The sequence below is a fragment of the Bacillus cereus genome, assembly GCF_007678085.1.
Taxonomy (GTDB): Bacteria; Bacillota; Bacilli; order Bacillales; family Bacillaceae_G; genus Bacillus_A; species Bacillus_A cereus_BE.
In genome coordinates this window covers 663,120-685,247 of sequence record NZ_VEDW01000003.1, presented here as the reverse complement: position 1 = coordinate 685,247, position 22,128 = coordinate 663,120, and the positions used below count along the sequence as shown (strand labels likewise).

Sequence of the window (22,128 nt, the reverse complement as noted above, 5' to 3'; positions counted from 1 at the left end):
GTATATTCTATCGTTTTAATAAAAAAAGATGTCATATTGACATCTTTTTAGTGAAGAAGTGACCATCCCATAAAATCCTCATGTACTTGGCACGCCCTCTTATCGTTTCGATCATATAATTCAGCATAACTATCTGTTTCTTCATCGTAAGCCATCGTATAAATAATTTGGCCGTCTACTTCAACGGATAATACGACTCCACCTTTCATCTCTTCTACATGAATGATAGCATTCGCCGGAATTCTCATATCCGTCATTTTTATCGCATCTAACAATATACTAAACCCCCTACAGCGTATTCATTGCTAGTACTATTACACACTAAATAGTATACTACTGTAATAGCATATATTTCGTCAATGAAATTGCTGTTTAAAAGCATATTGTCTTTATACATATACGCTAAAATAAAAGAAATAGAAATGTTTAAATGGGGGGCTAACATTGATTCTACACAAAGGAGATGTATTATTCCGTCAAGGCGAGGACGGTCCTTTATATTTTATAAAAACAGGTTTATTAAAAGTAGTACGGATAGAAGAAGATGGAACACCATTTTTATTCAACATTATCGTTCCAGGTGAAACGATACCTCACCATTCTTTAATTTCACCGAAGGAATATCACGGTACAGCAATCGCTTTAATGAAAACAGAAGTTGAACCTATAATTAGTAATGAATGGTACGATCAACTTCAGGCAAATCCTGCATCATATGCAAATATTGCTATGCAACTACAATCAAAATTAAGAATGATGCAACAGCGTATCGATCAATTGACAACCGTCTCTCCGAAAGAACGTCTTCATCGTTTACAAGAATGGTTCACACTATATTTAGGTGACATTCCTATATATGAAATATTAACACAAACTGAAATTGGTCAACTCATAGGTATACGCCGTGAAACGGTAAATCGTCTGTTACGAGAACAAATAAAAAACGAGGTAAAATAATACCTCGTTTTTTGCTTATTTCAAACCTCATTTATTGTAAGCTTGCTGCTGGACCGAAAAACTCATAATGAATATGCTCTTGTTTCACACCTAAATCAGTTAGTGCAGCATTTATATGTTTCATAAATGGTACCGGACCACAGAAGTAAAACTCTGCTTCAGTTGTTGGAATAATCGTTTGTAACCATTCAGCTTCAATGAAACCTTCTTTATCAAAGTTCTTCATTTCCAAATCTTTTTCAGTTGGCGCAGAATAGCAAGTATACGCTTTAACTTGTTCGTATTTATTATCTACTGCCTCAACGTGTTCTTTCATTGCATGTGTATTACTATTTATCGCTGCATGAACAAAACATACACTACGTTTTGAATCTTGTTCAATTAACGTATTTAGCATACTCATCATTGGTGTAATACCTACTCCACCACTAATTAATACAACTGGTAATGTGGAATCCATATTTAATACGAAATCTCCTGCTGGTGCACTTACTGGTAACATATCCCCTTCTTCTACATGATCATGTAAGTAGTTAGATACTTTACCATCCGGTGTATCTACACCTTTTTCTTTCTTTACACTAATACGATAATATTCTTTCCCTGGAGCATCTGATAAACTATATTGACGATTATGTGTATATGTTTCACCTTCTATATTTATTTGAATCGTTACATATTGTCCTGGGATGAATGAAGAAACTTTCCCGCCATCTTCAGGTTTTAAATAAAATGATGTAATAACGTCGCTTTCCTTCACTTTTTTAACAACCACAAAGTTACGGAAATCTTTCCATCCACCTTCTTTATGTGCCGCTTCTTCATACATCTCTGCTTCAATGCTAATGAATGCATCAGCGATGACACCATATGCTTCTCCCCATGCATTTAAAACTTCATCAGGTGCACCTGCGACCTCTTTAATCGCACGTAGTAAACATGTACCTACAATCGGGTAATGCTCTGCTTTAATACCTAAACTTCTATGCTTATGACCAATTTGTTTTACAACTGGAATAATAGCTTCTAAATTATCAATATACGTTGCAGCTGCATAAACAGCATTCGCTAGCGCTTGTTGTTGTCTTCCCTTTTTCTGATTTGTATGGTTGAAAATATTCAATAATTCCGGATGTTCCGAAAATAAAATTTGATAAAATCTCGTTGTAATTTCAACGCCTTTTTCTTGTAATAATGGTACTGTTGACTTTACGATTTCAATTGTTTTTGCACTTAACATTGTATCCCACTCCTCTATTTCCTTAACTGTTTTTAGTTTAACTGAATTGTATAGTACATATTGTGATTTTAATCACTATTAACACTGTGTTTTTGTGAATAATATATGAACATTGCACTTACAAAAGAAAATAAGCCAACTAGAATTCTAGCTAGCTTATTATTTGGACTCTATAGCTTGTTCAATTACCCTTATATCTTTCCCATCTCCAAACTCTGTATACCCCCAGATGTTCGTTTCACCTCTATATTTATTTACGATAATATCTAAGTCATGATATACACGGTGTGCATAAACTACATACTCAATATTTTGAAGTTCCACACCTTTTTTTACAATTTCATAGCTTCTATTTACATCACGTTTTATTTTTTCATTCTTTATTTCTGTATGTATACTTTTTAAAGACGATTCTTGTTGTTGAAACCATTGTTTAAATTGGTTCCAGTCCCCTTCTGTATAATTCTCTGCTTTACCATAATTTAAGAAATTATTATAACTTTCATGTGTCATACGAATAAAATCAAGTACTTTTGTCTCTTCTTGTACATCTTCTACTTGAGCTATTGTATTTACGTCAGCAGGCTTATTCGCATAATGTAACAACACTTTCATGAGACTATAACTTGCAATGATCATTACGATAATAACCCCAAATACACGTAACAATTTCTTCATATACAGAACTCCTTCTCTACTAAAGATATTACAATGTATGACTATACTTGTAACATTCTCTCGTAGAAATATAATTCCTGTATAAATCTTTCCCATCATTTCGACAATATTTTTCTATACATTTCTCGTTGGCAAATGTTCTTGTAAAACAATATACCCTTCATAAGCTGTGTAACCGAGTATAGCCATTAATCCGATATAACAAGCAAATACCGTCCATTTCGTTTTCGTATCCACTTTGTAATAGTTTTCCTGTTGTCTCTTTTCTGCTTCCCATTCCTGTAATTTTCTTTCTGACATTTCAAATGCTTCTCTTATATGAATTGTATGAGTTTCTTTTTCATCTTCATATGGGACGTAATCAAGTGGCTCAAACTTTGGTAAAAGATACTCTAACACTTCAATCTTTTGAAGTTCTCCTGTTTTTAATTCTTTCTCTCTCTCTTTTTGCCTTAATATATTTATTTCATGTTGCATCATATATATATTTCGATGCACCGCACCTGTTTCTTTTAACTCCTCTTCAAGCCTTGCAACATAGTCTTTCATTCCATCAATTCTATATCCTAACTCCTTAATTGGCCCCTCTCTCTTTATTACTCTATATAATTCCATACAGCCGATAATAAAAATAAACCCTCCCAAAATACTTTTAAAGTAAATGGAATAACCGAGCAATACAATAAGGCCCGCTCCCCAAATCTTTGTACTTACAACCGAAATAATTCTTCCACCATCCAATGGAGAAACTGGAATCAAGTTAAAGAAGTTAATCATACTGCCAAGTAAAATAATTAATGCCCAAAATGGCTCTTTCGTTATTATATAAAGTGGGATTGCAGGTAAAAATGATAACAATCCGAAAAGAGGTCCCATATAAGCGATATAAGCTTCATCTTTTGCATTTTTCGGCATCTCTTTCATCCCAATAAGAGCACCCATAAATGGAATAAATATTGCTGGCGATGTTGGTATACCTTTTCTTTTCGCAGCCCATAAATGGCCCATTTCATGAATAAACAACAAATAAATGAGCGCTACCCCAAATTTCCAACCATATATAACTGCGTATGCACCAAGTGATAGAAACATACTAAATACCGTTGAAAACTTTGCTAGTTTAAAAATTGCAAATACCCACTTTAACTTAGAAAGTAAAAATAGCCCTATTGCAACAATAATTCCCCATAATCCTTTTTTATTATTTTTCATATTCCTCTCCTTTATCTCTCATTAATGAATCATATTCATCAAAACTATTCTTTTCTCTATTATGACATATTTTTTTCTATTGTTAGAAACAATGTTTATTTAATCCATTTTTAGCCAAAAATATAAATAAAAGGAGGTGTTCGTAAATGAATTTACAATCTCTCATAATAGGCGCTCTATCGTTTTTAGCTTCAACTCTTATTTTTTATACCGTTAGTTACGTATTATTATTAGATTTGTTGCCCAATCACGTATTTATTGCCCTTATCATCTTTTCCGCTCTTATGATTTCTTTTCTTATTACACGAAAATCAATGAATGAGCCATCTGCAAAAACAAAATAATAGAGAGGGGATTTCCCCCTCTCTATTATCATTTCCTAGGAAAGGTCATATAGACTTTACGAATTCACATACATCCCGATCCATAATGGCAAATTAAAGTTTCACTTTATCTTTGCAAATCCATTTTTTCACCATACTCTTTAACAATTTGAATGATATTTTGAAAAACACCTATTTTTTCTTTTTTACTATTTAATATTTTTAAATCATAATTTTCATAATATGTTTCTAATGACTTTAATTGTGATTCTGAAGCACCTTTTACCGGAACAGTAGCATGTAATTCATACTGTTTATATCCTTCTCTTACCTTTTCTCCTGAAATTTCTTCGCTCTCTTTTGCTCCAATTAATTTTTGAACTTTTTCTGGATAAATGACTTTCAAATAATATTCTTGTTCCTTCTCTAACTTGTTGTATAGTGATTGTGAAATCGTATACCGTACCGTATAATTCACTTTTTGATCTCCTGCTTTAATATGAAACGCGGTAATCTGCAAATCTTTTTTTGTTACTTCCGTTAAAGGACCTACCTGCTTCTCATCTTCTTTTTGTTCTGAAACATTTGGAAATATAGCCAAAAGCTTTTCCGTATCTTTTTTATTCAGCATATACATAGCTTTCTTATGTTGTACCCAACCTCGTCTATCTTCTCCCCTTAGCCATGCATAATACGTGTCTTTCTTCCCATCCCTACTAATTTGTATTTCATATTCAGGTTCACCAAAGCTTCCTGTTATTTCTTGTTTCTCTGCTTTATCCATAATATCTATTACTAACTTCGCTTCTGATTCCTGTAACTTTTTCTCTTTATGTTTTTTTTGTATAACGGTTACCCCTATTGTTTCTTTCACTTCATTCACCGTCTCTTCTACTTTTTCTGTTTCTTTTTTTGGCTCTGTTTGACTACAAGATGCTAGTAACATAGCAAATACTAACAATACATATTTCCTTTTCAACTTAATCCTCCCTTTACAATAAGAAATCCTTATAATCTTCATACAAAAAACAAAAACGTGACACACTATAAAATACGCTATACTAAGCATTGAAAGGAGGTCTTTTTCATGTCCATTAATTTTCATGATGCAAATAATAAATACACATACGCACAGCGAAACGCCCATATTTCTTGGGGAGAAATGATAAAAAGTATTACAAATATACAAAACAAGCAAATAATTGATATCGGCTGTGGTGGCGGAATTTATACGAAAGAACTTGCTCTTATGGGAGCAAAAGGTGTTGTTGGGCTTGATTTTTCCAAAGAAATATTACAAGCTGCAAAAGAAAATTGTAACGGCTTTTCAAACATTTCATTCATTCACGGCGATGCGCATAGCGTCCCATATCCTAATGATACATTCGACATTGTTATTTCGCGCGCAGTTATTCATCATTTACACGACATTCCTACATTTCTACGTGAAGCTTCTCGTATATTAAAGAAAAACGGTGTACTTATTGTACAAGACCGAACCATTGAAGATTGTACAATTCCAGGAAGCCCCGAACACATTCGTGGATATTTTTTCTCTATCTTTCCAAAACTCATTGAAATTGAATCAAAAAGACGTCCAAAAACCACCACGATACAAAAAGAATTACAAAAATATTTTCTTCACGTGTTCCCCACTCAAACACAATGGGAAGTACGAAAAATACATGATTCTGTAGAAGCATTGCTACAAGATTTATCACCTCGAACAGGTCGATCCATTCTATACGAATTAACGGATCATGAACTTTCTCAACTTCTACAACAAGTACAGACTGCCTTGCAAAACGTCTCTCCTATTATCGAAAGAGATCGGTGGACAATTTGGAGCGCTATGAAATTGTAAGGAAGGAAGCCTCACAAAATAATGTGAGGCTTCCTTCTTTCATAATCTAATTTTGCAACACTCTTGATATCCTCCACTTCTGGCCTGTGCACTTCCACACTTCGGACATACTAAATATCTAGACTGATTTGTCAACAAACTACCTTTTTGAAAGAGTAAAACTTCTGCTTGTTTAAACGAACGCGAATAATATAACCACATAAAACCAATTATAGCAATAATGCCAAATAATACTCCCATCGCAAGCATTTCAGTCACCTCTTTTGGTTTGTTCTTTCCAGCAAGTGGATTGTTGTATTATTCTCTGTAAATTCAAACAATACCTTCTTTACTCCTATAAATATCAACTTTCTCCACAAATTTTACAATTCTCTACAAAATTTCACTCCCATTTTACAATTCACCATTCCCTTTACTGCAACAAATATCTCATTCGATATTTCTGGATATAAATATATCTTTCAAAAAAATATTGACTTTCAAAAAAAAACATGTAACAATACTGTCAGAATACTTGAATAAAAATTCATTGACGAGAACGAGTACGTTATAGGACTGTCCCCCAGAGAGTTGGCGATTTGCTGAAAGCCAACGTTCAGTGCGTAGCCGAAAATCATCTCCGAGAAGTAGAACCGAATGTTACAGTAAGTTCTTACCGGCTTTCCCCCGTTACAAGGAACACGTATCATGTTGTACGTTGTAAAGCCGTATACATATAGACTAATTTCTACATGTATAAATTAGGGTGGTATCGCGGGTAAATATAACTCGTCCCTTTCTTTAGGGACGAGTTTTTTGTGTTCTTACAAATGAATTTAAAAAGGAGGAAAAACAATGAACACTGTATCAAAAAAACATATTTTTTCCACGGGTCTTATGCTATTTTCTTTATTTTTTGGGGCAGGTAATTTAATTTTCCCTCCCATGCTTGGACAAAATGCAGGTGAAAACTTTTGGCCAGCAATGATTGGATTTTTACTAACAGGAGTCGGTTTACCACTATTAACCGTTATTGCAATTTCTTTATCAGGAAATGGTATGCAACAACTTGCAAGTCATGTTCACCCATTATTCGGAATCTTCTTTACTGTAGTTGTATACATCGCAATTGGTCCTTCTATGGGAATTCCACGCGTTGCAAATGTCGCTTATGAAATGGGTGTGAGTTCTTTCTTACCAGAAACAATTCGCTCTAGTAACCTAGCACTATTTTTATACACAGTCATTTTCTTCGCTATCGTATTTTGGCTTAGTTTAAATCCATCTAAACTTGTCGATCGTATCGGAAATATATTAACACCTATTTTATTACTCTCTATTTTCTTATTATTTGTTAAAAGTGTATTTACACCACTTGGGCAATCAGGACAAGCAATGCAAGAGTATCAAACTTCTCCAATCTTCAAAGGCTTTATGGAAGGATACTTAACGATGGATACCATTTCTGCGCTTGCATTTGGCATTATTGTTGTAAATGCCATTCGCTCTAAAGGTGTGAAGGATCGTAAATCGATTGCCATCGCGACAGCGAAAGCAGGACTTATTGCCGCTACTGGTCTCGTACTTGTATATGGTGCACTTGGCTGGCTCGGTGCAACTAGCGTCTCTCTCGGATATGCAAAAAATGGCGGACAATTACTTACTGTTATCGTACAACAATTATTCGGTCCATACGGTTTGCTTCTATTATCTCTAATCGTTACTCTCGCTTGCTTAACAACATGTGTCGGACTTGTATCTGCATGTAGTCAATACTTCTCAACATTATTGACTAAATTTTCATACAAAATGTTCGCTAGCATCATTTGCGCATTAGGATTATTAGTTGCCAACTTAGGTTTAACAAAAATTATTGCTATCTCTGTTCCAATCCTACTTGTCGTATATCCAATTGCGATTGTACTCGTGCTACTATCGTTACTTCATAAATATTTCGGTGGATATCGCTCTGTTTATGTAGGTGCTTTAATTGGAGCAGCAGTGGTTAGCGTATTTGATGGATTAAAACAAGGTGGTATTTCAATTTCATTTATCACACCATATTTTGAATTTATCCCTTTATATAATGAAGGAATTGGCTGGTTAATACCAGCATTAGCCGGAGCCCTTATCGGCCTTATAATCGCTAAGCTAAGCGGCGCAAAAAAAGTTCCTTTACTAACCGAATCTCATGAAGCAAAAGCATCCTAAAAAAACTCCCGAATGGGAGTTTTTTTACATTTGATAAGCAGTATGATTAAAGCTGCTTATTTTATAAGCTTTCGTATAGTAGTCGATATTTGTATCCACTGTTTCTACTTTGACAACATCATAGCAATCTTCTTGCTTTACTAAAAATAAATAGTACTCTTCTGTCGCCTCAACAATTGCAATTTTATCTGTTTCAACATTATATTGTTCACAAAGCGCTTGTAATGCGTTTACATAATCCCCTAATTTTTTAGACTTATCCATGCCAAATATAGTTTGAACTAACATATACATTCTCCCCTTTGTATGTACTGTTAACAACTCAATGATAACGCTTACATTTATTAACGTCAATAAAAAGATTTGTTGCAAACTAATAATCAGCGGGATAACTCCTCCCACTGATTATTAGTTTCACTTTATCATTTCGTCAATTGATGTCTAAACGCATAAATAACCGCCTGTGTCCGGTCACTTACATTTAGCTTATTTAATATATTACTCACATGTGTCTTTACTGTTTTGAGGGCAATAAACAATTCATCTGCAATCTCTTGATTACTTTTCCCCTCTGCAATTAATAACAAAATTTCAGACTCTCTTTCTGTTAGCTCCTCATGCAAAGGTTGTTCTTTCTTCTGACGCATACGAGACATCATTTTACCAGTCACTTTTGGCTCTAATACCGTTTCTCCATCGTAAGTAGCTCGTACAGCGTCTGCTATATCACTCGCTCTTGATGTTTTTAATAAGTAACTTGTCGCTCCCGCCTCAATAACAGGATACAATTTCTCATCATCTAAAAAGCTCGTTACAACTACAATTTTCGCTTCTGGCCATTCTTGAATAATAGCACGTGTTGCTTCAACCCCATCCATCTCGTCCATGACAAGGTCCATCAAAATAATATCCGGTCTTAATTGCAAAGCTAACTCTGCACCTTTTCTTCCATTTTCAGCTTCTCCAACTACTTCAATATCTGACTGTGTTGATAAATATGCTGATACACCCATTCGAACCATCTCATGATCATCCACTAGTAATACTTTTATCATGATTCTCCCCCTCTCTCAATCATAATCGGTACTTTCACTTCTATTTGCGTACCTTTAGCCGGAAAACTAAGCACTTTTAATGTCCCACCAATTTCATGAACACGCTCTTGCATTGATCTTAAACCATATGAACCAGCTTTATTAACTCCGACTTCAAATCCAACGCCATCATCAATAATTTTCAATATTGCATATTGATCAATTTTTCGAAGACGCACTTCCGTTTTCTTTGCCTTCGCATGCCGTAAAGTATTAGACAGCGCCTCTTGTACAATGCGGAATAAATGATCTTCTACACCTTTTTTCAATTCTATTGGCTCAATTAACCATTCAATTTTCATATGTTGTTTTCTAGACAGTTCTGTTAATAACTCTTCTATGCCCTCTGTTAGTTTCTTACCTTCTAACTGCACTGGGCGTAAATGAAGAAGCAATGCTCTCATTTCTGATTGTGCATTTACAACCATATTTTCAACAAGCTGTAACTGCTTTTTCGTCGTTTCTGGAATTTCAGCTACTTGTTCATTAATAGCCGACATCATCATTGACATTGCAAAAAGCTGCTGACTAACAGAATCATGCAGCTCCCTCGCCAATCGATGCCTTTCTTGAGAAATCGCTTCTTGTCTCATCTCTTCATTCCAATGAGCTCGTTCATTTGTTACTTTTTGAAAGAGTCCAGCTTGCTCCTCTAATCGACGAGCAAGACCGATTACTTTTCGTTCCACTTCATGAAATTCATCATCTGCAGTAAACGAAACATCGCTCGGAAAATTCCCTCGCTCTACTTCAAATAAAAACGTATTTAATCCTTGTATACGCTGCTCTATATAGTAACCGATTGCATATCCTACAATTCCCCCGATAAGTAAACTTGTAGTCATAATAAACAAGCCAATTGGAACAGAAGCGATGGATTCCTTCCATAATAAATCATACACTTTTTGCTCGCTTTTCCATACATATACAATTGTACAAATAAGTGCGATACTAACAGAGGACAACATAGAATAACGAATATACATCCATGAAATATTTTTTTGTTTCTTCATTATACTTTCCTCACTTCCGTATCGCCTACGACAAGCGAAGAAATAATTTTAATACGACGAGGAGCCTCTTTATACTGCTCTGTTCTAAATGTAACATTTCGGTTAAACCCTGTCTCTTCATGTCCTGGCAGGAGCACCCGTCCGACAATAACAGAATGATTTAAAGACAGTTCAATATCATATGGCACATATAAACGAATATTACCAACGACACCCCGAATAACAATTACCGTCTCTCCTTCTGGAATCATAGCAGTTGTTAAATCTATTTCCACATCACAAGCACCATATTGAACATTAATATCCTCAAGTTCATAAATATGATCCATCATTCGTACATTACCTACAAACATATTTTTCAAATATGGTTCTGTACGATATATTTGCTTCTCTTCGTCTATAATCCCTTTTTCTTTAATTTCAACCTTCATTACCTTTTGCTTGTGTCCTTGTTGAATCAATTGATAACCAATTAAAGCTAAACAAGCGAATACGACAAGAACAAATGCTGCTGATGAAAATAAGAAAAATAAAAATACGATACCACCAACAAATAAAAATACATTTCCCCGTACATAACGATTCTTTTTACGATAATGCCTTCCAAACATAAGCATAATAAATGCAAAAATGAGACCACCTGGTTCAAAATGTCCAAGTATCATATCAAGAAAAAGACCGAATCCAAATATGATGAGGAGCATCCCCATTAATTGTGTTTTTGAAAAATGTTTCTTCATTTCAGCTCCCCCCCTTCTTGTCACATATACATAGAAGAAAAGGCATTGCTTTCCAACACCTTTTCTCCTATCACTATATCATAAGCCTGTTTTATAATATACTACTATTATTTTGTTAACTCTTTCGTTAACGGTACATCATTCTTTTCTTTCATTTCACGCTCAAGCTTTGCAATCTTCATATCAAATGTGTCACGTTCATGCTCCTCATTTATACGTGATTCTAAGTCGCGAATATGATCTTCAATTTCTTCAAAGCGTAAGAACGGATTGTTTTCATCCATTTTATGCATCGCTGTATTCATACGACGATTTGCATGTGCCATATTTTCACGTGCCATTAATTCCATACGTTTTGCGTGCATTTCTTTTAATTTATTTTTCATCTCAGCAAGACGACGTTCTAACTCATCAATTTGATCTACAACACCTGCATACATTTCTTCTAATCGAGTTACTTGCCCTTCATAATACGCTACTTCTTCTAACGCACGCTCATGTAGTTGTAATTCGCCTGCTTCTTGAGCGATGATCGCTTGCTTTGATCTTTTATTAACAAAATAACGTGCTTGCTCAAGCTCACGAGCAAAATTAGATTTTAATGTTTTGTGGCGCTCAATTAACTTCTCAATTTTTGTTATTTCACGCTCACTATCACGTAAATATTGATTTAACATCGCGATTGGATTTTTTCTTTCTTTCTCATCTAATACATTATGAAAATCTGCTAAAATTGCATCGCGTACACGTCCGAATAAAGATTGTTTCATTATAATCTTCCTCTCTTCTACTTTATAAATTTGATTTGATTGTTATTAATTTTTTATTAGTTTTTCATTAACTTGTTCCACTCATCTTCAAAGTTGCTATATGGTTTAGAACTTTCTGGTGCAGAATCAACAACTACATTTTTTTCTTTTTTCCACTCACGGTACCCGTAGTATAAAACTACTAATGCTGCGATACCGATTAATGCTGGGGAATGAGAAAGGGCGATGGACAAGCCGATTAAACCAACAATACCCCAAGCTAACTTTCCAAAAAATGATTGTGCTCGCACAAATGATTTATAGCTCCAGTACACAACTCCTGCTCCGATTGCGAATCCTATAATACCAGCAAGACTGCCAAGAGCAATTAAAGCTAAAATACCAGCCGCGATAAACGCTAGAAATTGTTTCATCTTGTGCTTGCCTCCCTTCGATTTGATACTCTTATCTTAACTATTTTTTCACTTTTCCATAACGAGCTTAAGAACCGTTTTCGACTCAGACTTAAGACTGAGTTGCATTCAGCCTTTTGTAAAAATATGCGGTAGGATAGGATGATTCAATCTTTTATCGCACATAAAAAAGCCGTACAGAGAACATTCTCTGTACGGCTTTCGTTACGATTCATAAACTTCATTTTAAATTATGCTGTTTTGTGATACTCTTTCTTTCCCGCTACTTTAGAAAACCTTGGGAAACCAATTAATATAGAAATGATTCCACATACTCCAACTAAGATCGGATAAAACGCATATGGTAACAATTCAATTGGAGATAACGCCGCAAATCCTGCTGCCGTTAACATCTGCGCACCATACGGTATTAATCCTTGTACACAGCATGAGAAAAGATCTAATACACTCGCTGATTTACGAGGGTCAATTTCATATTGATCTGCAATGTTTTTCGCAAGCGGACCTGTAAAGATAATCGAAATCGTATTATTCGCTGTACACATATTCGTCATACTCACTAAGCCAGCGATACCAAACTCTGCTCCTTTTTTTGAACGAATGTTACGCGTTAAAATATTCATTAAATATTGAATGCCACCATTATATTGAATCAGTTCGACCATACCGCCAATTAAAATAGCAAGTAACACTAACTCCATCATACCGCCCATTCCAGTCGTTACACTTTTAAAGAAACTCTCTAACGTGTAACTACCATCTAAAAGACCGATAACGCCAGATAGTACAGTTCCACCAGTTAATACAATAAGTACATTCCAGCCAAGTAGCGCTGTAATAAGTACTCCTGCATAAGGTAAAATCTTTATCCAGTCAAAGCTATGTGCTTTTATCTGCGTGTCGCTTCCTAAAGTGACAATTACTAATAGTACAATTGTAATAATAGCTGCTGGTAATACAATTAAAAAGTTCGTTTTAAACTTATCTTTCATTTCTGTTCCTTGTGAACGTACAGCTGCGATCGTTGTATCTGAAATAAATGATAAATTATCACCAAACATCGCTCCGCCAACAACAGTAGCCATCGTAAGTGCAATGGAGATATCAGTTTGCCCACTAATACCTACAGCAATTGGTGCTAATGCAGCAATTGTTCCCATTGAAGTTCCCATCGCTAATGAAATAAATGCACCTATAACAAAAATTCCAGCTACGATAAATCCTTGCGGTAAAATGGATAACGCTAAGTTAACTGTAGAATCAACGCCACCCATTCCTTTTGCTGTTTCAGAAAACGCTCCTGCTAATACAAAAATCAGAACCATAATCATGATATCCGGGTTCCCTGCACCTTTAGCGAATCGTTCTACTTTTACATTAAAGCTCTCTTTACGATTCATTGCTAAAGCGACTCCTACAGCAATTGAAATTGCTACAAGTATCGGCAATTTATAGAAATCACCTGTAATAATTCCAGAACCAATAAATAGCGCCAAAAATATCCCAAGTGGTAATAAAGCCAAACCATTTCCTCTCGTTTCTTTCAAAGTACCATCTCTCCCTAGTTTCAACCTTTTTCTAATGAATAACAAAAGACCTCTTCCAATGAGAAGAGGTCTTATACATCTATAAGAAACACTCTTCTCATCTTTCAAGCACATGCTTGCTGGATTTGGCACAGCACTCTGAAATCGAGTCCGCTGCCGAGGCATCGTAGGGCCAGTCCCTCCGCCTCTCTTTATAAGAAGGTTTCATATTTATTTTTTAATAATAATTTCTTCCCTAACTTTACTCGCTTACAAAACAAAAGTCAATTATTTTTTGTATAGTTTTTTTTGGTAATTATGCAAAAATTTGAATACAACAATCATTTTAACTTTTTGATTTCTTCTTCCAATATTGAAATCCAATAAAATTCACTATTTTTTATTGCATCTATTATCCATTTCGTAGTGTACCAAGCTAACTCGTACTCTTCTTTTGTAACATCGCCACTTTTATAGGCATCCTCTAGCTCATCTTCATCTAGTACATACATCTTACCGTTCGGTAATAACACCACATCTAAATATAAATCATCAAAATACGGTAAATCACGGTCATCAATTTTATATTCTTTCGCCACATCGATGTAATATTGCACTAATTTTTTCCGATCATCTAACATAGCTGTAATCGCAAAGTTTTTCCCGTCTACGAAATATTGAATCCACGTATATTGATTCCCTGCAATACAAAGTTTTTTACCATCATATTCTTTACAACTAGGTTCTCTCACCTTTTTTATTTCCAGTATTCCTAGCATTCCCTCTTCTATTTGCTTAACCGTATAATCTTTCTCTATTAGTCGCTTCCACGAAGAACCGTCACCATATTTACGTTTCATTACGTCCGCTTCCCTTCTATATAGAAAAGCCCCCACATATTATGTGAGAGCTTGTTCAAATTATAATTAAGCTGCTTGCTTATTAGAAATTTCTTTCAAATAGGCCTGTCCTTTTTCAGCGTCATACTGACCTTCCCACTTAGACATAACTACAGCTGCTAAAGAGTTACCTACAACGTTAACTGCTGTACGAGCCATATCTAAAATACGATCAATACCAGCGATGAATGCTAAACCTTCAGGTGGAATACCTACTGTACCAAGTGTCGCTAATAATACAACGAATGATACGCCCGGTACGCCTGCGATACCTTTTGATGTTACCATCAATACAAGTAATAATGTAATTTGTTGTGTAATAGATAAATCAATACCGTACATTTGAGCTAAGAAAATAGCCGCAATTGCTTGATATAAAGTTGATCCATCTAAGTTAAATGAATAACCTGTCGGAATAACGAAAGATGTAATTGCTTTCGGACAACCGAACTTCTCCATTTTCTCCATGATTTTCGGTAAAACTGTTTCTGAACTAGCTGTAGAATAAGCTAAGATCAGCTCGTCTTTTAAAATCTTAAAGAATTGGAAAATGTTAATTCCAAATATTTTCGCTGTAATCCCTAATACAACTACAACGAAGAAAATCATTGCACCGTATACTACAATTAATAATTTCCCTAACGGAATTAATGAAGCGAGACCAAATGTAGAAACTGTAACTCCAATTAGCGCAAACACCCCAAATGGTGCAAATTTCATAACTTGATTTGTTACGTAAAACATTGCATCAGCTACACCTTGGAAAAATTGAAGAACCGGTCTTCCTCTTTCACCAATTGCTGCTACACCTAAACCAAATAATACAGAGAAGAAGATAATAGCAAGCATATCTCCGTCAGCTAATGACTTCATAATGTTCGTTGGAACAATATTTACAAATGTATCTGCAAATGAATGACTTTGTACTTGCTCTGTCGTATGTGTATATTTGGAAATATCTGTCTTTGTTAATTGCTCCATATTTACGCCTTTTCCTGGTTGGAAAATATTCGCAATTAATAGACCGACAATAATTGCAATTGTTGTAATAATTTCGAAGTAAATAATTGTTTTTCCGCCTAGTCGACCTAATTTTTTAACATCGCCAACACCAGCAACTCCAACAACAATACTTGCTACAACAATCGGTACAACGATCATTTTAATTAATCGGATAAAAATATCACCAATTGGTTGTAAATAACTCACCACTGCCGGATTGCCAAAGAAAATCGCCCCAACTGCAATACCTAACGCAAGACCAATTAATATTTGCCATGCAAGTCCTATTCTTTTCATATTTGTTGTAACCCCCTCTTCGATGTGTCACTCTATCTCTCATTCTATCTCTATAAAACTCGAAATTAAGAGTATTACATATTATTCGACAATTCACTACATTTTGTCCCTGTTAAAAATCATAAATCAAAATTTAAAATCTGACAACAAAATAAGTTTGCCCGAACGCAAATAATTTTCTTGACAAAAACAAAACCCATGTCAGAAAACCTCACATGAGAACGATTCCTTATCAGTGTTTTATTGGATTCCTATCTACTATTTTACTATGTAAAACAAATGTTTTTTCCTTTATTTTACAAGAAAAACCAAAAAATACATCCTTGTTACACGAACAAAAAAGCGTATCCACCATGACAATTATCATTAAAAGATGATAAATTCCGACAAAACTTAGCAATTTTATAAATTTTTCTTTACATTATGGTTACAACGATAGACACTCTTCTTCTTATGATATATAACATTCATAGGGAAAGGAGCCAGGCAACCATGAAAAAGAAATTTGCAGCGTTTAGTGTTTTAGCAGCAGGAACGATTTTTGTTTCTCCGCTACTTTCACCCGTATACGCTGAAACGAATCAAGATAAATTATCTAATATTCAATCTGAATTAGAAGGAAAACAAAATGACTTACAAAATAAATCAGCTGAGAAAGATCAAATAGAAAAAGAAATTCAAGAATTACAAAAGAAAATTGACGATTTAACTACTTCTATTAATAAAAACGAAGCTGAATTAAATGATACAAAAAAAGAAATTAGTAAAACACAACAAGTAATTACTGAAAAAAAGAAACATATAGAGCAATTACAAACAAACATAGATACGCGCCAGGAAGTTATTAAGCAACGTTTACAATCTATGCAAGAAAAACCTCGTACAAATATTATTACAGAGGTAATTACAACTTCTACAAATATCGCTGATCTTGTTGATAATATGTACTCTGTAAGTTTAATTTTAAACAACGATACTGATATTGTGAAAAAACAAACAACTGATCAAAATGCTGTGGCGAAAGAAAAAGAGGCTGTCGAGAAAAAAGAGCAACAACTGAAAGAATCAGAGCAAAAATTAGAACAAAAACAGCAAGAATTACAAAATAACCAACAACAGCAACAAACTCTTATTAACGATCTACATACGAAAGTAGCAAAAGTAGATTCAGAGATTGAAGGGTTAGAAGAATCCAAAGGCATTTTAGAAAACCAGCGTCAAGCTGTTCAAAAAGCAATTGAAGAAGAAAAACGCGCAGAAGAAGCTCGTAAAGCTGAAGAAGCTCGCAAGGCAGAGGAAGCTCGCAAACAAGCTGCCACACCTGCTCAAGCCGCTCCGGTACCTCACGATACAAACATCGGTGGATTTATTAAACCAGCAGCTGGATCAAAAACTTCTGGGTTTGGCGCACGTTCTTTAGATAACCATAAAGGAATCGATATTGCCGCTTCAGGAACTGTTCCAATTATAGCCGCTGCAGATGGCGTTGTTATTCGCTCAGAGTTATCATCTAGTTACGGAAACGTTGTGTACTTATCTCACCGTATAAACGGAAAAACATACACGACAGTATATGCTCATATGAGTAGCCGTTCTGTATCAAATGGACAAACTGTAAAACAAGGCACTCAACTTGGATTTATGGGGAACACTGGCCAATCATACGGACAACACTTACACTTCGAACTTCACCTTGGAGAATGGAATGTCGGCAAAACAAATGCAGTTGATCCATCTCCTTATATCGGATTATAGAAAAAAACTCGGTGCACACCGAGTTTTTTCTTTTCCCTTCACACACTATAGGCATTCCACACAGACTACAACTAAATGCCTATATTTTACGGAGTGAATCATATGAATACCCTATAAAGCGCATAATCTTTTATTAAATACACCTACAACATAATAAAAAGACGGAGAAATCTCCGTCTTTTTATTATGCAAACATTTTAAATACGCCTATCGCATTTAAAAATACAATAATTACAGTTACCGGAATAACGTAACGAAGCAAGAAGAACCAAATATTAAATAATGTTTTCCCTTTCGTTTCCGTAACTTCTAATTCTTTCATTAGCATTTCTTTACTCATTTTATTTGGTACGAATAACGAAATGGCTAGTACTCCGAGTGGCAGTAATACATTACTTACCGCAAAATCGACGAAATCAAAGAATGTCTTACCAAATATTTTCACATCACTCATAATTCCAAACGATAATGCTGACGGGATTCCAACTGCAAAAATAAGAATACCAATTAATAATGATGCCGACGGACGCTTTTTCTCATTATCTTTGGCAACAGATGCTACTACAATTTCCAACATGGAAATCGCAGATGTTAATGTTGCAAAGAAGAATAAAACTAAAAACATAATGAAGAAAAATTGTCCAAATGGTATTTTCGCAAATACTGCTGGAAGGACGATAAACAGTAGTCCTGGTCCTTCAGTCGGCTTAACGTCTAATGCGAAAATCGCCGGGAAAATTGCTAATCCTGCAAGCACTGTAATAAAAACAGTTAAACTTACAATAGATGTTGCTGATTTAGCTAAATGTTCTTCTTTCTTCAAATATGAACTATACGTGACCATTACTGAGGCACCCACTGTTAGCGAGAAGAACGATTGTCCCATCGCGTATAAAATCGTATCTGCTGTCAACTTTGAAAAATCTGGTTTCAAGAAGAACTCTACCCCAGCAAAAGCACCATCAAGTGTTAAAGCACGAACTATGATCGCAATAAACAAAATAAATAATAGCGGCATCATATACTTACTTGCTTTTTCTATCCCTTTCTCGACACCTTTACTTACAACAAAAATAGTGCAAAGCATGAAGATAAATTGTGCTCCAATCGCACTGACTGGATTTGAAATCGTTTCACCAAATAATTTCCCGTAATCAACAACACCATTCCAGAAGCTTCCTGTAACACTATAGTATAAGTACAGTAAAATCCATCCACCTACAACACTATAAAATGATAGTACACTAAAACAAGTAACAACTCCCATGCGACCAATCCAAGGATATAACTTACTATTTGGTACCAATACTTTATATGCTGTAACTGCCTCTTTTTGCGTGCTACGTCCAATAACAAATTCAGCTAAAAGAAGTGGCATACCTATAAATAAAGTTAATAGTAAAAATACAAGGAAGAATGCGCCTCCCCCACCATTACCTGCAACATATGGAAATTTCCATATGGCACCAAGACCTACTGCGGCTCCGGCTGCTGCGAGTACAAAGCCTATTTTCGACGTCCATTGCTGTGTTTCTTTCATCATAATTTCTCCTTTTCTGAATATTTAAACTTTTATCAATTATACACTTTCATTTCATACTCGCACACCTCCTTTAGAAAATAAAAAAGTCCCCTACACGCAAATATGCATGTAGAGGACGATATATGTAATGTAAATACCGTGGTACCACCTCAATTGGATTGATAAATCCCACTTGTTCAAGTACAGGAAAATTCCGATACTCTATCCTTTTAACGGCGGAACCCGGGTTGCCTACTACAATGTTCAACATACCTCTCGCAAGCCCATTCTGTATATTTTATCGTACCGGGCTCACACCTTACCCCAGCTCTCTGAACGTATCAAATATACATACTCTTCTTGCTCATCGATTTCATTTATTAAAGTTACTTGTGATTATAAATTATATTTTTATAGTTGTAAAGTACAATTTATTCATTATCCTATATGAACTCTTCTCTCTAATTCTCGTAAAAACAATTCCCTTTTTTGTTCATTTTGAACATATACCGACTTTAATACTTCTTGCAACAATATATTTCTCTGCTTTTTCTCTATTTGTAATTCTTTCACTTTTATTCTAACTTCGTATAAAAAATCAAGATACACTTCATACGCCTCATCATATTTATTTGCGATATCATCACGAATTTTTTTTGCCAGTTTCGGACTCGCTCCTCCAGTAGACACAGCCACATTCAGTAATCCACGATGAATCGCCGCTGGAAAATGAACATTCCCACTTTCCGGGTTCGTAATAACATTTACTAATTGATTTTCTGCGCTATCTTCGGCAATTTGTTCATTTAATACGGCATCACCACTCGCTGCAACAACTAAAAAAGCGTCTTTAATATCACTTTTTTCATACTCCCTTTGATACCAACGAATTTGCTTTTCTTCCACTAGTTTTACTAAATTTGCATCCAATTCAGGACTTATCACAACTATATCCGCACCTTGTTTTAGTAAAGGAATAATTTTAAATCCCGCGACTTTCCCTCCACCAATGACAACAACACGTTTCTTCTCAACTCGCACTGTAAGTGGATACATATTGATCTCCCTTCAATAACTTCTTCGTTTTCTGAATTAACATATATTGAAACGCCTCATTCTTTCCTAAATACGGACTTATTTTTATCTCATCCGACTCGTATTGGCGTACTTCTTTTTCAATATGTTTCATAAGTAAACCGGTAAATAACAAGTAAGGCAACACAACGATGTTCTTTTCTTTTCGTTCTACAACTCCCTTTAACTTCTCCTCAAATTTTGGCTCGGCGGCCGCTAAATAACAAACCTCTACTTTTTTAATTTTCTCTTCCGTTTGAAATAAAGAAGCGATCCAGTTTATATCTTTTAATACTTCAGGATCGCTACTCCCTCTCGCAACGAGAAGTAACGTCACTTCATTCGTCTCTTCCTGTTCGATGCCACTTCCTTTATACACTGATTTAACGAGTGTTTCTGATACACCAAACGGATTACCGTAGGTCACTTTAACATTCGAAAATTGATTATTTAACTTTTCTAATTCAAACGGGATATCTTTTTTCACGTGACCTGCCGCTAATAGAAAAACTGGAATAACAATAATCTCTGTAGCACCACGCTCCACACACGTACGGAAACCTTCATCAATAGTTGGACTCGCTAACTCTAAAAAACAAACTTCTTGAATATTTGCCTCTACACGGTTCATGCATGACGTAATAAACGCAATCGCTTCTTCTTTAGCTGCTTTCAAACGACTTCCATGACATATATATAAGATGGCTTTCATTTTATAACACTCCGCTTACTTGATACGTACTTTCTGTCTGTTTCTCAAACCAATGGATCTTTTCTCTAAAACGGACCACTTCTCCAATTACAATCATGCTTGGATTTTGAATGTGCTCTTTTTTCGCAACATCTACAATTGTTCCTAACGTCCCGACAACTGTGCGCTGCATTGATGTCGTTCCCCGCTCAATAATAGCAGCAGGTGTACTTTTATCTTTTCCATGCTTCATCAGTTGTTCACATATGTAGGGTAAATTGCTAACCCCCATATATACAGCTAAAGTCTCTACACCTTTCGCTAAATTTTCCCACTTCACTTCTTCTTCAGCATTTTCTTTCCTATGCCCCGTCACAATAGCAAAACTTGCACTTGCCTCACGATGCGTCACTGGAATGCCAGCATAAGCAGGTGCAGCTATTCCAGCTGAAATACCAGGAACAATTTCAAACGGCACACCTTGCTTCGCTAACGCTTCAGCTTCTTCTCCCCCTCTACCAAATACAAATGGATCGCCGCCCTTAAGCCTCGTTACAACTTTTCCTTTTTTCGCATATTTAATAAGAAACGTGTTAATTGTCTCTTGTTTCATCGTGTGATAATTTGGTAGTTTTCCGCAATAAATTAAATCCGCTTCAGGCTTTGCATAGGAAAGCAACTCTTTATTTACGAGACGATCGTATAAAATAACGTCTGCTTTCTTAATGCATTTCAATCCTTTCACAGTAATTAAATCTGGATCACCAGGACCTGCTCCAACGATATAAACCTTCCCCATCATCTCTCCTCATTTCTACTATTAAAGTGAAACTTCCATCCTTATATACGAATGGAAGTTTTCATTATT

24 protein-coding genes, 1 riboswitch and 2 other annotated features are annotated in these 22,128 nt (G+C 35.2%); of the genes, 5 read left to right on the top strand and 19 right to left on the bottom strand.

Annotated features, from left to right (window positions below):
- Window positions 1-47: 47 nt before the first annotated feature.
- Entirely contained in the window at window positions 48-275 is a 228-nt protein-coding gene (locus FS742_RS17190; RefSeq protein ID WP_000882907.1) for a hypothetical protein, read from the bottom strand.
- Between the two features lie 169 nt (window positions 276-444).
- On the opposite strand from FS742_RS17190, the gene FS742_RS17185 reads away from it, so the two are divergent.
- Window positions 445-957, top strand: a complete 513-nt coding sequence (locus FS742_RS17185; protein WP_000600574.1) for a Crp/Fnr family transcriptional regulator — start codon at window positions 445-447, stop codon at window positions 955-957.
- Between the two features lie 31 nt (window positions 958-988).
- Here the strand turns inward: FS742_RS17185 and hmpA are convergent, their stop codons facing one another.
- The 3 genes from hmpA to FS742_RS17170 form a co-directional block, all read right to left on the bottom strand.
- Window positions 989-2,197 carry an NO-inducible flavohemoprotein gene (gene hmpA / locus FS742_RS17180; protein WP_144613873.1) on the bottom strand — a complete coding sequence of 403 codons (1,209 nt, stop codon included), beginning with the start codon at window positions 2,195-2,197 and terminating at the stop codon, window positions 989-991.
- 159 nt (window positions 2,198-2,356) lie between these two features.
- Window positions 2,357-2,875 carry a hypothetical protein gene (locus tag FS742_RS17175; protein WP_144613871.1) on the bottom strand — a complete coding sequence of 173 codons (519 nt, stop codon included), beginning with the start codon at window positions 2,873-2,875 and terminating at the stop codon, window positions 2,357-2,359.
- A 114-nt stretch (window positions 2,876-2,989) separates the two neighbouring features.
- Window positions 2,990-4,087 carry a site-2 protease family protein gene (locus FS742_RS17170; protein WP_144613869.1) on the bottom strand — a complete coding sequence of 366 codons (1,098 nt, stop codon included), beginning with the start codon at window positions 4,085-4,087 and terminating at the stop codon, window positions 2,990-2,992.
- 146 nt (window positions 4,088-4,233) lie between these two features.
- Between FS742_RS17170 and FS742_RS17165 the strand changes: the two genes are divergently transcribed.
- Window positions 4,234-4,431 carry a hypothetical protein gene (locus FS742_RS17165; RefSeq protein WP_144613867.1) on the top strand — a complete coding sequence of 66 codons (198 nt, stop codon included), beginning with the start codon at window positions 4,234-4,236 and terminating at the stop codon, window positions 4,429-4,431.
- Between the two features lie 106 nt (window positions 4,432-4,537).
- On the opposite strand, the gene FS742_RS17160 is transcribed toward FS742_RS17165, so the two are convergent.
- Window positions 4,538-5,389 carry a YhfM domain-containing protein gene (locus tag FS742_RS17160; RefSeq protein ID WP_144613865.1) on the bottom strand — a complete coding sequence of 284 codons (852 nt, stop codon included), beginning with the start codon at window positions 5,387-5,389 and terminating at the stop codon, window positions 4,538-4,540.
- 108 nt (window positions 5,390-5,497) lie between these two features.
- On the opposite strand from FS742_RS17160, the gene FS742_RS17155 reads away from it, so the two are divergent.
- A complete protein-coding gene (locus tag FS742_RS17155) occupies window positions 5,498-6,274 on the top strand; it encodes a class I SAM-dependent methyltransferase (protein WP_144613863.1) in 777 nt (258 codons plus the stop codon).
- 39 nt (window positions 6,275-6,313) lie between these two features.
- Here the strand turns inward: FS742_RS17155 and FS742_RS17150 are convergent, their stop codons facing one another.
- On the bottom strand, window positions 6,314-6,523 hold the full coding sequence (locus FS742_RS17150) for a hypothetical protein (RefSeq protein WP_000880630.1): 210 nt from the start codon (window positions 6,521-6,523) through the stop codon (window positions 6,314-6,316).
- 271 nt (window positions 6,524-6,794) lie between these two features.
- Window positions 6,795-7,053, top strand: a binding site (T-box leader).
- A 55-nt stretch (window positions 7,054-7,108) separates the two neighbouring features.
- On the opposite strand from FS742_RS17150, the gene brnQ3 reads away from it, so the two are divergent.
- Complete coding sequence (gene brnQ3 / locus FS742_RS17145) at window positions 7,109-8,464, top strand: branched-chain amino acid transport system II carrier protein BrnQ3 (RefSeq protein WP_144613861.1); 1,356 nt, start codon at window positions 7,109-7,111, stop codon at window positions 8,462-8,464.
- A gap of 24 nt (window positions 8,465-8,488) precedes the next feature.
- Here the strand turns inward: brnQ3 and FS742_RS17140 are convergent, their stop codons facing one another.
- From FS742_RS17140 to gltP, 9 genes are all read right to left on the bottom strand, one after another.
- Window positions 8,489-8,827, bottom strand: a complete 339-nt coding sequence (locus tag FS742_RS17140; RefSeq protein WP_144613905.1) for a DUF3922 domain-containing protein — start codon at window positions 8,825-8,827, stop codon at window positions 8,489-8,491.
- A 59-nt stretch (window positions 8,828-8,886) separates the two neighbouring features.
- The gene (locus FS742_RS17135; protein ID WP_144613859.1) at window positions 8,887-9,519 is read right to left on the bottom strand and encodes a response regulator; all 633 of its coding nucleotides are present in this window, start codon (window positions 9,517-9,519) and stop codon (window positions 8,887-8,889) included.
- Window positions 9,516-10,571 carry a sensor histidine kinase gene (locus FS742_RS17130; protein WP_144613857.1) on the bottom strand — a complete coding sequence of 352 codons (1,056 nt, stop codon included), beginning with the start codon at window positions 10,569-10,571 and terminating at the stop codon, window positions 9,516-9,518. The genes FS742_RS17135 and FS742_RS17130 overlap by 4 nt, the downstream gene beginning before the upstream one ends.
- The gene (gene liaF, locus FS742_RS17125) at window positions 10,571-11,311 is read right to left on the bottom strand and encodes a cell wall-active antibiotics response protein LiaF (protein WP_144613855.1); all 741 of its coding nucleotides are present in this window, start codon (window positions 11,309-11,311) and stop codon (window positions 10,571-10,573) included. The genes FS742_RS17130 and liaF overlap by 1 nt, the downstream gene beginning before the upstream one ends.
- A gap of 107 nt (window positions 11,312-11,418) precedes the next feature.
- A complete protein-coding gene (locus FS742_RS17120; protein WP_144613853.1) occupies window positions 11,419-12,081 on the bottom strand; it encodes a PspA/IM30 family protein in 663 nt (220 codons plus the stop codon).
- A 56-nt stretch (window positions 12,082-12,137) separates the two neighbouring features.
- A complete protein-coding gene (locus FS742_RS17115) occupies window positions 12,138-12,494 on the bottom strand; it encodes a lmo0954 family membrane protein (RefSeq protein WP_000808634.1) in 357 nt (118 codons plus the stop codon).
- A gap of 230 nt (window positions 12,495-12,724) precedes the next feature.
- A complete protein-coding gene (locus tag FS742_RS17110) occupies window positions 12,725-14,041 on the bottom strand; it encodes a Na+/H+ antiporter NhaC family protein (protein WP_033659650.1) in 1,317 nt (438 codons plus the stop codon).
- A 94-nt stretch (window positions 14,042-14,135) separates the two neighbouring features.
- Window positions 14,136-14,241: riboswitch (SAM riboswitch) on the bottom strand.
- A 120-nt stretch (window positions 14,242-14,361) separates the two neighbouring features.
- Window positions 14,362-14,880: a ribonuclease FAU-1 family protein gene (locus tag FS742_RS17105; protein ID WP_144613851.1), complete on the bottom strand. Its 519-nt coding sequence runs from the start codon at window positions 14,878-14,880 to the stop codon at window positions 14,362-14,364.
- Window positions 14,881-14,946: 66 nt separating this feature from the next.
- Window positions 14,947-16,218 (bottom strand): glutamate/aspartate:proton symporter GltP, encoded by a 1,272-nt coding sequence (gltP, locus tag FS742_RS17100; protein WP_098096779.1) that lies wholly within the window; start codon window positions 16,216-16,218, stop codon window positions 14,947-14,949.
- A 492-nt stretch (window positions 16,219-16,710) separates the two neighbouring features.
- Between gltP and FS742_RS17095 the strand changes: the two genes are divergently transcribed.
- Window positions 16,711-17,973 (top strand): murein hydrolase activator EnvC family protein, encoded by a 1,263-nt coding sequence (locus FS742_RS17095; RefSeq protein ID WP_144613849.1) that lies wholly within the window; start codon window positions 16,711-16,713, stop codon window positions 17,971-17,973.
- Window positions 17,974-18,157: 184 nt separating this feature from the next.
- Here the strand turns inward: FS742_RS17095 and FS742_RS17090 are convergent, their stop codons facing one another.
- The 4 genes from FS742_RS17090 to cobA form a co-directional block, all read right to left on the bottom strand.
- Entirely contained in the window at window positions 18,158-19,513 is a 1,356-nt protein-coding gene (locus FS742_RS17090; protein WP_144613903.1) for a sodium-dependent transporter, read from the bottom strand.
- Between the two features lie 111 nt (window positions 19,514-19,624).
- Window positions 19,625-19,872, bottom strand: a binding site (T-box leader).
- A gap of 61 nt (window positions 19,873-19,933) precedes the next feature.
- On the bottom strand, window positions 19,934-20,551 hold the full coding sequence (locus FS742_RS17080; protein ID WP_144613847.1) for an NAD(P)-binding protein: 618 nt from the start codon (window positions 20,549-20,551) through the stop codon (window positions 19,934-19,936).
- Entirely contained in the window at window positions 20,526-21,281 is a 756-nt protein-coding gene (locus tag FS742_RS17075; RefSeq protein WP_144613845.1) for a sirohydrochlorin chelatase, read from the bottom strand. Before FS742_RS17075 ends, FS742_RS17080 begins: the two co-directional genes overlap by 26 nt.
- Before the next feature lies 1 nt (window position 21,282).
- Window positions 21,283-22,059, bottom strand: coding sequence for a uroporphyrinogen-III C-methyltransferase (gene cobA / locus FS742_RS17070; protein WP_144613843.1), 777 nt, complete (start codon window positions 22,057-22,059; stop codon window positions 21,283-21,285).
- Between the last annotated feature and the right edge of the window lie 69 nt (window positions 22,060-22,128).

What these genes read in the sequence shown, in the direction of transcription:
- hmpA (WP_144613873.1), bottom strand. Translation starts at nt 2,197, where the DNA reads ATGTTAAGTGCAAAAACAATTGAAATCGTAAAGTCAACAGTACCATTA.
- FS742_RS17175 (WP_144613871.1), bottom strand. Translation starts at nt 2,875, where the DNA reads ATGAAGAAATTGTTACGTGTATTTGGGGTTATTATCGTAATGATCATT.
- FS742_RS17170 (WP_144613869.1), bottom strand. Translation starts at nt 4,087, where the DNA reads ATGAAAAATAATAAAAAAGGATTATGGGGAATTATTGTTGCAATAGGG.
- FS742_RS17165 (WP_144613867.1), top strand. Translation starts at nt 4,234, where the DNA reads ATGAATTTACAATCTCTCATAATAGGCGCTCTATCGTTTTTAGCTTCA.
- FS742_RS17155 (WP_144613863.1), top strand. Translation starts at nt 5,498, where the DNA reads ATGTCCATTAATTTTCATGATGCAAATAATAAATACACATACGCACAG.
- FS742_RS17150 (WP_000880630.1), bottom strand. Translation starts at nt 6,523, where the DNA reads ATGCTTGCGATGGGAGTATTATTTGGCATTATTGCTATAATTGGTTTT.
- brnQ3 (WP_144613861.1), top strand. Translation starts at nt 7,109, where the DNA reads ATGAACACTGTATCAAAAAAACATATTTTTTCCACGGGTCTTATGCTA.
- FS742_RS17135 (WP_144613859.1), bottom strand. Translation starts at nt 9,519, where the DNA reads ATGATAAAAGTATTACTAGTGGATGATCATGAGATGGTTCGAATGGGT.
- FS742_RS17130 (WP_144613857.1), bottom strand. Translation starts at nt 10,571, where the DNA reads ATGAAGAAACAAAAAAATATTTCATGGATGTATATTCGTTATTCTATG.
- liaF (WP_144613855.1), bottom strand. Translation starts at nt 11,311, where the DNA reads ATGAAGAAACATTTTTCAAAAACACAATTAATGGGGATGCTCCTCATC.
- FS742_RS17120 (WP_144613853.1), bottom strand. Translation starts at nt 12,081, where the DNA reads ATGAAACAATCTTTATTCGGACGTGTACGCGATGCAATTTTAGCAGAT.
- FS742_RS17115 (WP_000808634.1), bottom strand. Translation starts at nt 12,494, where the DNA reads ATGAAACAATTTCTAGCGTTTATCGCGGCTGGTATTTTAGCTTTAATT.
- FS742_RS17105 (WP_144613851.1), bottom strand. Translation starts at nt 14,880, where the DNA reads ATGAAACGTAAATATGGTGACGGTTCTTCGTGGAAGCGACTAATAGAG.
- gltP (WP_098096779.1), bottom strand. Translation starts at nt 16,218, where the DNA reads ATGAAAAGAATAGGACTTGCATGGCAAATATTAATTGGTCTTGCGTTA.
- FS742_RS17095 (WP_144613849.1), top strand. Translation starts at nt 16,711, where the DNA reads ATGAAAAAGAAATTTGCAGCGTTTAGTGTTTTAGCAGCAGGAACGATT.
- FS742_RS17090 (WP_144613903.1), bottom strand. Translation starts at nt 19,513, where the DNA reads ATGAAAGAAACACAGCAATGGACGTCGAAAATAGGCTTTGTACTCGCA.
- FS742_RS17080 (WP_144613847.1), bottom strand. Translation starts at nt 20,551, where the DNA reads ATGTATCCACTTACAGTGCGAGTTGAGAAGAAACGTGTTGTTGTCATT.
- FS742_RS17075 (WP_144613845.1), bottom strand. Translation starts at nt 21,281, where the DNA reads ATGAAAGCCATCTTATATATATGTCATGGAAGTCGTTTGAAAGCAGCT.
- cobA (WP_144613843.1), bottom strand. Translation starts at nt 22,059, where the DNA reads ATGGGGAAGGTTTATATCGTTGGAGCAGGTCCTGGTGATCCAGATTTA.